The sequence below is a fragment of the Streptomyces boninensis genome (assembly GCF_048572725.1).
In the GTDB taxonomy this organism is placed as follows: Bacteria; Actinomycetota; Actinomycetes; order Streptomycetales; family Streptomycetaceae; genus Streptomyces; species Streptomyces boninensis.
The window spans coordinates 4,201,948-4,213,971 of the sequence record NZ_CP183837.1 but is presented as its reverse complement, the minus strand read 5'-3'; the positions used below and the strand labels follow the sequence as shown (position 1 = coordinate 4,213,971).

The window sequence follows — 12,024 nt, the reverse complement described above, 5'->3', positions numbered from 1 at the left end:
CGACCGGTTACAGCGTCGCCGTGTCGATGACGAAGCGGTAGCGGACGTCGCTGGCGAGCACCCGCTCGTACGCCTCGTTGATCTGCTCCCCGCGGATCGTCTCGATCTCCGCGCCAATGCCGTGCGCGGCGCAGAAGTCGAGCATCTCCTGGGTCTCCGCGATGCCGCCGATCTGCGAGCCTGCGAGGACCTTATTGCCGAGGATCAGGGAGAAGAGGCCGAGCTCGACCGGCTCGGCCGGGGCGCCCACATTCGCCAGGACGCCGCGCGGCTTCAGCAGGCTCAGGTACGCGGCGAAGTCCAGCGGCGCGGAGACGGTGGACACGATCAGGTCGAAGGTGCCCGCCAGCTCCTCGAAGGTCTGCGGGTCCGAGGTGGCGTAGAAGTGGTTCGCGCCAAGACGCAGGCCGTCCTCCTGCTTGCGCAGGGACTGCGACAGCACGGTCACCTCGGCGCCCATGGCGTGCGCGATCTTCACGCCCATGTGGCCGAGGCCGCCCATGCCGACAATGGCGACCTTCTTGCCGGTGCCGGCCTTCCAGTAGGCGAGCGGCGAGTAGAGGGTGATGCCGGCGCACAGCAGCGGCGCCGCCTCGTCCAGGGCGATGCCCTCGGGGATGCGCAGCGCGTAGTTCTCGTCCACGACGACGTGGGTCGAGTAGCCGCCATAGGTGGGCTCGCCGTCCCGGCCGGTGTCGTTGTACGTGGCGGTGCCGTTCTGGCAGAACTGCTCCAGGCCCGCCCGGCAGCTCTCGCACTCGCCGCAGGAGTCCACGAAGCAGCCGACGCCGACGCGGTCGCCGACTGTGTACTTCGTCACACCCGAGCCGACCTGGGTCACCACACCGGCGATCTCGTGGCCCGGGACCATCGGGTAGCTCCCGGGGCCCCACTCGTCGCGGGCCTGGTGGATGTCGGAGTGGCAGATGCCGGCGTACTTGATCTCGATCAGGACGTCATGCTCGCCGACCGGGCGGCGCGGCACGGTGGTGCGCTCCAGCGGGGCCTTCGGGGCCAGGGCGGCGTAAGCGGTGACGGAGGTGACGGGGGTGGCGTCGGTGACGGAGGTGAGGGTCGTATCGGTCATGGAATCGATCCTGCGGGAACATCCGCGCAGGTGGGAGAGCCGCCCTGTGCCTGGGCACGCGGTGACCAGGCAGGCTCGGTCCCGGTCCGGTGATACTGGAATGCATGGGAATGAGGCGAAGCGACACCCTGGGAGAGTTTCTGCGCTCCCGGCGCGCCCGCGTGCAGCCGGCCGAGGCCGGTCTCGGTGAGTACGGCGGCATGCGCCGGGTCCCAGGGCTGCGGCGCGAGGAGCTGGCCATGCTGGCGGGTGTCAGTGTGGATCATTACATCCGGCTTGAGCAGGGCCGTAACGTGCACTTCTCCGAGGCGGTGCTGGACGCGGTCGCCCGGGTCCTGAAGCTGGACGACGCGGAGCGGCAGCACCTGTACAACCTGGCCAGGCCCGCCGAGGGCGAAGGGCCGGGCGGCGGCGACTGCTGCGCGGAGGGCACCGCGCCCGAGCGGCAGACCGTACGGCCGGGGCTGCAGCGGCTGCTCGACGCGGTCGGGGACGTTCCGGCGTACGTGATCGGCCGCCGCCTCGACGTGCTCGCCTGGAACGACGCCGCGGCCGCCGTCTTCACCGACTTCGGCTCGCTCCCGGTGGCCGAGCGCAACTGGGCTCGGATGGTCTTCCTGGACGAGGGCATGCGCGACCTGTACGACGACTGGGGGCGCAAGGCCGCGGACGTGGTCGGCTTCCTGCGCATGGAGGCCGGCGCGCATCCGCACGACCCTGCGGGCTGCCGCCTGGTGGGCGAGCTGGCGCGGCGCAGCCCGGAGTTCGCCGAGCTGTGGGCGGCGCATGACGTACGCGAGAAGACGCACGGCGTGAAGGCCCTGCACCACCCGCTGGTCGGGCCGATCGAGCTGTCCTACGAGACGCTGCGGCTGCCCGACGACCCGGACCAGGCGCTGGTGACGTACACCGCGGAGGCCGGGTCGCCGTCGGCGGACGCGCTGCGGCTGCTGGTGGCGGCCAGCGACCGGGGTACTGCAGTGCGCTAGCGACCGCGGTACTGCGGTTCGCGGCGGTTGACGAAGGCCGCGACGCCCTCCTGGGCGTCCTGGGTGGTCATGTTGATCTCTTGAGCGGCGGCCTCGCTTGCGAAGGCCTGCGGGCGGCCCACGTCGAGAGACTCGTTGACCAGCTGCTTGGTGAGGGCAAGGGCGCGGGTCGGGCCCTGGGCGAGCCGCTCGGCCCACTCGCGGACGGTCTTGCCGAGGTCCTCGGCGGGTACGACGCGGTTGACCAGGCCGAGGCGCTCGGCGTCGGCGGCCGGGAGCGAGTCGCCGAAGAACATCAGCTCCTTCGCCCGCTGCGGGCCGATCAGGCGGGGCAGCAGATACGCGCCGCCGGCGTCGGGGACGAGGCCGCGGCGTACGAACACCTCGATGAACTTGGCCTCTTCCGCGGCGATGACCAGGTCGCAGGCGAAGGCGAGGTGCGCGCCGAGGCCCGCCGCGGTGCCGTTGACGGCGGCGATGACGGGCTTCTCGCAGTCGAGTACGGCGGCGATGAGGCGCTGGGCGCCTTCCCTGATCATGCGCGCTACGTCGCCGGGGACGCGCTCGGCGGGAGCCGCGGGGGCTTTCGCGCCGCTGCGGAGATCGGCGCCGGCGCAGAAACCGCGCCCGGTCCCGGTGAGGACGACCGCCCTCACGTCCGGGTCCGCGGAGGCTTCCGCGAGCCGTCGGATCAGGTATTCGCGCTGAGCGGGCGTGATGGCGTTCATCGCGTCCGGGCGGTTGAGGGTGAGCGCGAGCACGCCGTTGTCAGTGGCGTCGAGTATGAATGAAGCCACGGGATCGACGGGGGAGTTCACATGCTCATTCAATTGCACACCGCCAGTGCGTCGAGGGCGACCGCGCCCTGCCCGCGGGGCAGGACGACCAGGGGATTGATGTCGAGTTCGGCGAGCGAGTCGCCGAGCTCCAGAGCCATGCGCTGCACGCGCAGGACCACTTCGACCAGCGCCTCCGTATCCGCGGGCGGCGCGCCGCGGACGCCGTCGAGGAGGGTGTGGCCGCGGAGCGAGTCGAGCATTCTGCGGGCCTGGGTCTCGCCGAAGGGCGGAATGCCGACGGCCGCGTCATCCAGCACCTCGACGAGTACGCCCCCGAGCCCGACCGTGACCGTCGGCCCGAAGAGCTCGTCGCGGGAGACGCCGACCACCATCTCCACGCCGCGCTCCACCATCTGGCAGACCAGCACGCCATCGAGCGACACGTTCTCGAAGCGCGCGATATCCGTCAGCTCCCGGTAGGCCTCGCGGACCTGGCTGGCCGAGGTGAGGCCGACCTTGACCAGGCCGAGTTCCGACTTGTGCGCCAGCTGCGGCGCCGAGGCCTTCATCACCACGGGATAGCCCACCTGCGCCGCGGCCCGTACGGAAGCGGCCGCGCTGGTGACGAGTTGCTCGCGCGGCACCCGGATGCCGTACGCCCGCAGCAGCTGCTTCGCCGCGTGCTCGCTGAGCTGCTGCCCGGGCTTGAGCAGCGCCCGCGCCTTGCGGGCGGAGGGGGAGGGGGTGCGCGGTGCCTCGTCGAAGGGAGACACATAGCGGGAGGTGAAGCGGTGGTGGTCGCGCCAGGCCCGGACGGCCGTGATGCAGTTGCCGAAGGTACGGAAGGTGGCGAGGCGGGAAGAGCCCAGCAGCGTACGGCGATAGGCGTCCTCGGTGCCGACCGGGGACCCCCAGACCACGCAGATCAGCTTGTCGGTCGTCTCCGCGGCCGCGGCGAGGTCGGCGGCGAGCCGGTCGCTCATCGGCGGGAAGGGGCCGGTGATCGGCACGATCAGGCAGTCCACGGCCGGGTCGGCCAGGATCGCGTCGATGATCTTCCGGCCGCGCTCGTCGCCTACGGGGTGGCCACCGCAGTCGACGGGATTGGAGACATCGAGGTAGTCCGGTATCCACTGATGCAGCTCCGCCTGCTTCTCGGCGGAGAGAGAGGGGAGTTCAAGGCCGGCCGCGGTGGCCAGGTCGGAGAAGTGGGCGCCGGTGCCGCCCGAGATCGAATACACCACGACGCCGGCAGTGCTGGATGAGGAGGTGCCGGAGGCGGTCTGCGGCGGCTTGGCGCGGGCCAGCAGCGCCGAGGTGTCCTGCAGTTCGTCGAGGCCGTCCACGCGGATCACGCCGTACTGCTTCATGGCCGCGTCCATCACGTCATCCGCGCCGGTGAGTTTGCCGGTGTGGGAGGCGACAGAGCGGGCGCCCGCCTCGGTGCGGCCGACCTTGACCGCGACCACGGGCACCTTGCGGCGGGCGGCGGCGTCCGCGGCGAGCAGGAAGCTGCGGCCGTCGCGGAAGCCCTCGGCGTACAGCGCGATGGAGCCGACCTCCGGCTGCCTCGAGAAGTACTCGATGAAGTCGGCGGTTTCCAGGTCGGCCTCGTTGCCGGTGGGCGCCCAGTGGGAGAGGCGGATGCCGAGCTCCTGCAGGGTGAAGACGGGCCTGCCCTGGTGGCCTGACTGGGTGATCAGCGCGATCGCCGGCCCGTCCAGGTCGTCGCGGAAGGCCTCGAAGGCGTTGAGGTTGGTGTTCGGGCCCAGCAGCCGCAGGCCGTGCCGGCCGCCCGGCCCGTCGCCGGAGGCGCCGCGTACGGCATCGGCCAGCCGGGCCTGGGCCGCCGCGCCCTCCTCGCCGGTCTCGGCGAAGCCGGAGGCGAAGGCGACGGCGAACTTCACCTTGGCCGCGGCCAGTTCCTCGACCACCGGCAGCGGGTCGGCCACCAGCAGCACGGCCAGGTCGACCGGCTCCGGCAGGTCGGCGACCGACTTTACGCACGGCAGCCCGAAGACCGTCTCCCGCTTCGGGTGCACGGGGTGCAGCCGCGCGCCGACGCGCTCGGACCAGGCCATGAGCTGCCGGGTGATGCCGGTGTTCGGCCGGCCCTCGGCGTCCGAGGCCCCGATGACGGCCACCGATTCCGGCCGGAAGAAGCGGTCGAGGTCCACCTCGGCTGCCTGCAGCGGCCGCCCGCTGACGTCGCCCTCGATGTCCGCAGCCTCGCCCGGTCTCGGCTGGTCCTCGGCGGCGCAGTAGGCCGCCACCCGGTTGTGGGTGGTGAGGGTGCCATGGGTGGATCCCAGCATCGTCCGCCACTCCTGCCGCTCGACGTCGGTGTCTCGCCAGTAATCTGACGCATAGTCAGATTACTGGCGAGACAACTAGTCAGGAAGTGGGCGTACGCAGCTGTGTTACGGAAACCGCTCCGGACGGAAGTCCGCGAGCAGCTCAGCGCGCGTCCCGCTGAGGATTTCCGCGGCCAGCAGCCGGCCGAGGACAGGACCGAGCGTGATGCCGCTGTGGGAGACGGCCTCGTAGTAGCCCGGCACCGACGGCACCGCCCCCACCGAGGGAAATCCGTCGGCCGGGATGGGCCGGTTGATCACCCGGGCCCCGGTGACGCGGGAGGCGTCATCGAGCCCGGGAAGCACGCGCCGTGCCGACTCGTGCAGCAGACGGGCGAGTTCCGCTGCCGCCTCGCCGGAGTCGATGAGCGCGTCGATCTCGCGGCTGTGCGCTGCCAGCGAGGCGTCGCCGTCGGGACGGATCTCGATGTGCGGGGCGTGCATGGCCCGGTGCACTGGGAGCTCAGCGCAGTCGATCCGGGCGACGATGCCGGGCTCCCGGCACATCGGCAGCCGCCGCCCCACGAGTTCGGCTACGACGGCGGCGCCGGGGCCCGCCGCGTTCACGACGGCGTCGACATCGAGCGAGCTCCCGTCCGCCAAGGCGACCGTCCTGATCCGCCCGTCGGCACCGGCCCCGAGGGCGCGGACCGCGACGCCGGTCCGCAGCTCGGCGCCGCCCGATGCCACGGCCTCATCGACCAGCCGACCGACGAGATGCCGCCCGTGCACCCACGCCTCGTCCGGGTAGAACAGCACAGCAGCGTCGTCAGGCATCGCCAGACCGGGCTCAAGCCGACGGCGCACCTCCGCTCCCGTCCACACCTCGACCCGGTAACCCCACCCGGCCAACAACTCGCCCGTAGCCAAGAACTCCGCCTGCCGCGCCGCCTCATCAGCCCAGCGCAGATGCCCGCCGGGATGCCACCAGGGCTCTCCCCCGATGGCCCCGGCGAGCTCCCGGTGCGCTGCCATACCCGCGACGTTGAGGTCGAAGTACGACCTGGTCACCGTCTTGTTGCTGGCGTTGACCCACGAGAAGGACCAGTTCGTGACGCCCTCGCCCGGCCGGGCGCCCGCCTCGATGAAGACCACGTCCGCGCCGAGCCGGGACAGATTCCAGCCCACGCAGGCGCCGACGATGCCAGCACCGATGACAGCCACCCGGACCCGACTCACAGAACGGCCAGCACCTCCTTCGCGACCCGCTCGCCCGAGCGCACCGCGCCATCCATATACCCGATCCAGTACCCGGACGTCTCCGTCCCCGCCCAGTGAATGCGGCCCACCGGCTTCCGCAGCGCCTCCCCGTACGACGTCAGCACGCCGGGCGGCGCGATGCCCGTCGGGCCACCGCGCGAGTAGCGCTCATTGTCCCAGCGCTGCAGCACGAAGCCGGTCGGCTTGGCCGCCTGGTCGCCGAAGTACGTCACGTAGTCCTTCAGCACCGCCGCCTTCACCACCGACGCCGGCTTCGTGTCGTACTCGCGCATGATGTCGGCCTCGATAAAGCCCATCAGGGCGCCGTACGACGCGTCCGGCGGCGAGTTGTCGAAGGTCGAGCGGACCACGCCCGCGTCGGACAGCACCTGCCCGTTGAGCCCCGCGTCGCGCCAGAAAGGCTTGCCGTACACCGCGATCGCCTTGCCGACGTGACCCATCGGCATCTTGCCGTCCAGCGTGTCGCGGTCCGCGGGCAGCGCGGGTGCGTACCCGAGCCGCCCCGCCAGCGCCGGCGGCAGCGCGACGACGACCTGCTTCGCGGTCACCGCGAAGGAGTTGCCGTAGACGACCGCGCCCTTCGACGTCTGCTTGATGCCGGCGACGGGCCGGCGCAGCAGCACCCGGCTGCCGAGCTTCTGCGCCAGCTTGACCGGCACCAGCTGCGAGCCGCCGACGAAGCGGGTGGCCTGGGCGCCGTTGCCGGTGTCGATGAGGCGGCCGAAGGAGCCGGGGGTGGTCTCGTTGCCTGCCGCGGCGATGTAGAAGAGGACGAAGAGGAAGGACAGTTCGCGCGGCTCGGCGGAGAAGACCGAGGCGGTGGCCACCTCGGTCAGGAAGCGCGCCGAGGGCGTCGTGACCTTGTCCTTCAGCCACTCCTCGAAGGTGATCGCGTCCAGCTGAGCGGCGTCCGGCGCGGTCCAGGGGGCGTCGACCGGGATGGACTTGGCCATCTCGTCCAGCGTCCCGATCATGGTGGCCAGCTCCGTGAGACCGGCCTCATCGATGGGCGGCAGCGGCCCGAGCGGCCCGCCGGTCTCGTACGGGGTGGCGGTGCCGTCCATGTACAGGAGGTTCTTCGCCCCGGCGTTGTACGTCGGGAAGGTCTCGACGCCGAGCGAGTCCGCCAGCGCCTTGATCCGGTCCTGGGTCGGGCCGATGAACTCGCCGCCCGCCTCGGTCACGCCACCGTTCGGCAGCGGCGCGTTGTACACCCGCCCGCCGACCCGGTCGCGGGCCTCCAGCACGACGACGCTCTTGCCCGCCGCGACGAGGTCCCGGGCCGCGGTCAGGCCGGCGAGACCGGCGCCGATCACGGCCACGTCGACGCTGCGGGATTCGACGGCACGGGCGGGGCTGGCGGTGGCCAGGCCGAGCCCGGCGGCAGCGGCGGCGGCACCGCTCAGCACGCCCCGCCGGGAGAATCTTCTGGGTATGTCAGACGTGTCGTTGGGCACGTATCTCCTTAGGTTTTCAGCTCTCAGGCGACGGCCTTCGCCGCCGCCCGCGCGATCTTCTCCGCATCCAGGGCGATCTCGCGGAGCATGCCGCTGATCGGGTTCGTATAGCCGGTGAAATACAGCCCCGGCGCCTGCGGCGGCGTCACCGGCCCATGGACCTGCGGCCGCCCGCGTTCATCGAGTACGTCCAGGTGCCCGACGAGGTCCTCCAGCCCCGTCCGGTAGCCGGTGGCGGCGATCACCGCGTCCGGCTCCAGCTCGGTGCCGTCCATCAGCACCACCCGGCCCTTCTCGAAGCCGTGCACGGCCGGCACCACCAGCACCTGCCGCTGCTGCACGGCCTTGATGAAGCCGACGTCCTGCACCGGAATCGACCCGTCGAGCACCCGCGAGTACAGCCCGCTCGCCGGATACGGCAGCCCGTATTCGCCCAGGTCGGGCACGCTCCACCGGGTCGTCTTCGCCGCCATCCGGTCCACCAGCTTCACCGGCAGCCGCCGCACCAGCACGCCCGTGCGCTGCGCCGGCCACCCCGCCGTCGTCCGCCGCAGGATGTGCGGCAGCGACCGCACCGCGATCCGCACCCGCGACGCCCCGCCCTCGGCGAGGTCGACGGCTATCTCGGTGCCGGTGTTGCCGGTGCCGACGACCAGGACGTCCTTGCCGTGGTACGGGCCGGAGTTGCGGTAGTGCGCGGCGTGCTGCAGCTCGCCGTCGTACGACTCCCGGCCCGGCCAGTCCGGCAGGTGCGGGGTGTGGTTGTACCCGGTCGCGACGATCACGGCCCTGCCGGTGAGTTCGCGCCCGCCGGTGGCGTGCAGCCGCCAGTGGTCGTCGTGCCGCTCGACGCGGTTCACCTCGACCCCGGTGATGATCTCCAGTTGATGGTGCTCGGTGTACGCCTCCAGGTACCGCACCACGTCATCGCGCGCCACCCACCGCCCGTACTTGCGCGGAATCGGCAGGCCAGGCAGACCGGACAGCGCCCTGGTGGTGTGCAGCCGCAGCCGGTCGTAGTGCCCGCGCCAAGAGGCGCCCACGGAAGCGGACTTCTCCAGCACCACGGGCCGTACGCCGCGGGCCTTGAGCGCGGCCGCGGTGGCGAGACCTCCTGGTCCGGCGCCGATGACGTAGGCCGGAGGGACGTGCGTGAGATCACCCGTCATGGACATGCAGGCGAGACTAGAGCAAGGCTCACCTCTTGCGGAGATCAAGCGGAAGGCTGTCCTCAACCCGTTAACTGACGTACCGTCAGACCCCATGGCGAGCACAACGCGATACGACGTTCCGGAGCCCGACGCCTTCACCCGCCCCTGGTGGGACGCCGCCGCCGACGAGCTGCTGCTGCTCCGCCGCTGCCGGGCGGACGCCTGCGGCAGGGCGCACCACTACCCGCGCGAGTTCTGCCCGCACTGCTGGAGCGAGGACGTGACGTGGGAGGAGGCGAGCGGCGCGGCGGAGCTGTACACGTGGTCCGTAGTGCACATGAACGACCTGCCGCCCTTCGGCGAGCGCGTTCCGTATGTCGCGGCCGTCGTGGAACTCGCCGAGGGCCCGCGGATGATGACCGAGGTCGTGGACTGTGCCGAGGCGGACCTGCGGGTCGGGATGCCGCTGCGGCTGGCCTTCCGCAAGGGCGACGAGCAGCGCCCGGTGCCGGTCTTCCGCCCGGCGTGAGCTGAGCCGGCGCGCGCCTCCCGATACGCCAGCTGCCGCATTTGCCCCACCGCATATGACGCATTGACCCCATAAATGCCAACGCGGTTGCATGCATGGAGTCCTCCGGCAGAGGCCGGGGGCCTTCTTCTACGTGGGGGGAACCATGCGGGGGAACACGAATCGCGGTACGGCCAGGCGTGTCCGGACCGCCCTGAGCGTGGCGGCCGCGGCCTGCGCGGTCACGGCAGCGCTGCCCGGAGCGGCCGCGGCCGACAGCGGAGCCGGCGTGGAGAGAATCAGTGTGGGGATCGACGGCGCCCAGGCCGACGGCGACTCCGCCCATGCCTCGATCGCCACCGACGGCAGCCGCATCGCCTTCTCGTCGAAGGCGACGAGCCTCGGCTCCGGCATCGCGAGCACGGACGACAAGGTGTACGTCCGCGACCAGCGGGCGCGGCTGACCCGGCACATGGGCTCCATCGGCGCCTATCTCCAGCCGCCGGTGATCAGCGGCGACGGTCAGTACGCCGCCTTCGCGGGGCTGATCCAGCGGGACACGACGAACTTCCTGTCCCGGGCAGGCATCGGAGACACGATCGGCATCGTGCACTCGGGCCACAGCGCCGACCAGCCGTCGCTGAGCGCGGACGGCAGCTACATCGCCCAGGTCGGCAAGTTCACCCGGCCGCTGGGGGTGAACAGGCAGGTCATCGAGGTCGTCGACTGGCACACCAACACCAAGGAGACCGTCGCCGAGTTCGAGCATCGCCTTGAGGCCCGGCCGTCCATCAGCGGCGACGGGGAGTACGTGGCGTACCAGGACGCCCAGGCGCATGACGTCTGGCTGTGGAACCGGACCGACGGCACCACCTCCGACCCCATCGAGGGCCAGGGCAAGGAGGCGTCTCTCGTCCAGCTCAGCGACGACGGCCGCAAGGTCGTCTACGTCTCGGGCTCCGACACCCATGTCTACGACGTCGCCGCGGACACCGAGCAAGTGGTGCCGAACGTACGGGGACTGGCCATCGACCCCACCGGCCGCTACCTCCTGCACGCCCCGGCCGGCACGACTGGACCCGCGCCGCTCGCGCTGCGCGACCTGCGGTCGGGCACGGACGAGGTCGTGTCGAGCGGGCCCGCCACGGCCGTGGTCGACTCGGTCAGCGCCGGCGGGCGCGATGTGGCATTCGCGTCCGCGGCCGACGACATCGTGCCGGGCGACACCAACGGCAAGGCGGACATCTTCGTCCGGCGCTTCTTCTGATCCCCGGGGCCTGGGGCGGGCTCACCCCCGCCCCAGCACCACCGTCCCCGACGAGCAGAACCACCCACCCGTCCCCGACGCCACCGCCAGCTCCGGCAGCCGCCCGCCGTCCTTGCGCACCTGCCGCTCCCCCGCCTCGCCGCGCAGCTGCCGTACGGCCTCCACCAGCAGGAACAGCCCCCGCATCCCGGGATGACAGGCGGAGAGCCCGCCCCCGTCCGTATTCACCGGCAGCTCGCCGCCGAGCCCGATCCGGCCCTTCTCGACGTACGCCCCGCCCTCGCCCTTCGCGCAGAAGCCGAGGTCTTCGAGCGTCACCAGGGTCATGTACGTAAAGGCGTCATACAGCTCGGCGACGTCGATGTCCGCCGGCCGCACCCCGGCGCGCTCGAAGGCCAGCCGCCCGGAGACGGCCGCGGGGGAGACGGTGAAGTCCTCCCACTCGGACATGGCGGCGTGCGAGGTGTGCTCGCCCGTGCCCAGCACCCAGACCGGTGCCTTCGCCGCGTCCTGCAGATACTCCTCCGCGACCAGCAGCACGGCCGCGCCGCCGTCCGACCGGATGCAGCAGTGCAGCTTCGTGAACGGGTCCGCGATGATCCGCCCGGACAGCACATCGTCGACGGTGACCGGATCGCGGTACATCGCATCGGGGTTGTACGCGGCATTCGCCCGCGCCTGCACCGCTACCTCGGCCAGCTGCTCCAGCGTGGTCCCGTACTCGTGCATGTGGCGGCGGGCCGCCATCGCGTACTTGGCGACGAGGGTGTGCCCGTACGGCACCTCGAACTGCAGCGGGCCGCCCGCCCCGAAGGAGAGATTGGCCGTACGCCGCCCGGCCTTCAGGTCGGCCCGCGCCGTGGATCCGTACACGAGCAGCACCGCGTTCGCATGCCCCGCCGCAATCGCGTCGGCGGCGTGCGCCGCCATGACCTCCCAGGTCGAGCCGCCGACCGCGGTCGAGTCGACCCAGGTCGGCTTCAGGCCCAGATACTCGGCCACCTCCACCGGGGCCAGCGTCCCCGTCCCCGCGGAGGCGACGCCGTCGATGACCGAGCGGTCGAGGCCGGAGTCGGCGAGGGCGCGGCGGGCGGCCTGGGCGTGCAGCTGGAGGGCGGTCTTGTCGTCGACGCGGCCGCAGTCGGACAGGGCGACGCCGGCGACGGCGACGCGGCGTTGGCCGGTGGCAGATATCGCAGCGGACATGGATC

The 12,024-nt window shown here is 71.6% G+C and carries 10 protein-coding genes; 3 read left to right on the top strand and 7 right to left on the bottom strand.

The window, feature by feature from the left end; genetic code table 11:
* Positions 1–7: 7 nt before the first annotated feature.
* Entirely contained in the window at positions 8–1,087 is a 1,080-nt protein-coding gene (locus tag ACNNMR_RS19030; RefSeq protein WP_419995828.1) for an NAD(P)-dependent alcohol dehydrogenase, read from the bottom strand.
* 104 nt (positions 1,088–1,191) lie between these two features.
* Here ACNNMR_RS19030 and ACNNMR_RS19025 point away from each other — a divergent pair, with 104 nt between their 5' ends.
* The gene (locus ACNNMR_RS19025) at positions 1,192–2,076 is read left to right on the top strand and encodes a helix-turn-helix transcriptional regulator (RefSeq protein ID WP_419995827.1); all 885 of its coding nucleotides are present in this window, start codon (positions 1,192–1,194) and stop codon (positions 2,074–2,076) included.
* On the opposite strand, the gene ACNNMR_RS19020 is transcribed toward ACNNMR_RS19025, so the two are convergent.
* From ACNNMR_RS19020 to ACNNMR_RS19000, 5 genes are all read right to left on the bottom strand, one after another.
* Positions 2,073–2,804 (bottom strand): enoyl-CoA hydratase/isomerase family protein, encoded by a 732-nt coding sequence (locus tag ACNNMR_RS19020; protein ID WP_420000409.1) that lies wholly within the window; start codon positions 2,802–2,804, stop codon positions 2,073–2,075. The genes ACNNMR_RS19025 and ACNNMR_RS19020 overlap by 4 nt on opposite strands.
* A 98-nt stretch (positions 2,805–2,902) precedes the next feature.
* Positions 2,903–5,170: an acetate--CoA ligase family protein gene (locus tag ACNNMR_RS19015; protein WP_419995826.1), complete on the bottom strand. Its 2,268-nt coding sequence runs from the start codon at positions 5,168–5,170 to the stop codon at positions 2,903–2,905.
* Between the two features lie 105 nt (positions 5,171–5,275).
* Positions 5,276–6,388, bottom strand: a complete 1,113-nt coding sequence (locus ACNNMR_RS19010; RefSeq protein WP_419995825.1) for an NAD(P)/FAD-dependent oxidoreductase — start codon at positions 6,386–6,388, stop codon at positions 5,276–5,278.
* A complete protein-coding gene (locus ACNNMR_RS19005) occupies positions 6,385–7,887 on the bottom strand; it encodes a flavin monoamine oxidase family protein (protein WP_419995824.1) in 1,503 nt (500 codons plus the stop codon). The genes ACNNMR_RS19010 and ACNNMR_RS19005 overlap by 4 nt, the downstream gene beginning before the upstream one ends.
* 23 nt (positions 7,888–7,910) lie before the next feature.
* Entirely contained in the window at positions 7,911–9,062 is a 1,152-nt protein-coding gene (locus tag ACNNMR_RS19000) for a flavin-containing monooxygenase (RefSeq protein ID WP_419995823.1), read from the bottom strand.
* Between the two features lie 88 nt (positions 9,063–9,150).
* Between ACNNMR_RS19000 and ACNNMR_RS18995 the strand changes: the two genes are divergently transcribed.
* On the top strand, positions 9,151–9,567 hold the full coding sequence (locus tag ACNNMR_RS18995; protein ID WP_419995822.1) for a Zn-ribbon domain-containing OB-fold protein: 417 nt from the start codon (positions 9,151–9,153) through the stop codon (positions 9,565–9,567).
* A 268-nt stretch (positions 9,568–9,835) separates the two neighbouring features.
* Complete coding sequence (locus ACNNMR_RS18990) at positions 9,836–10,813, top strand: hypothetical protein (RefSeq protein WP_419995821.1); 978 nt, start codon at positions 9,836–9,838, stop codon at positions 10,811–10,813.
* Positions 10,814–10,834: 21 nt separating this feature from the next.
* Here the strand turns inward: ACNNMR_RS18990 and ACNNMR_RS18985 are convergent, their stop codons facing one another.
* A complete protein-coding gene (locus ACNNMR_RS18985; RefSeq protein WP_419995820.1) occupies positions 10,835–12,019 on the bottom strand; it encodes an acetyl-CoA acetyltransferase in 1,185 nt (394 codons plus the stop codon).
* Between the last annotated feature and the right edge of the window lie 5 nt (positions 12,020–12,024).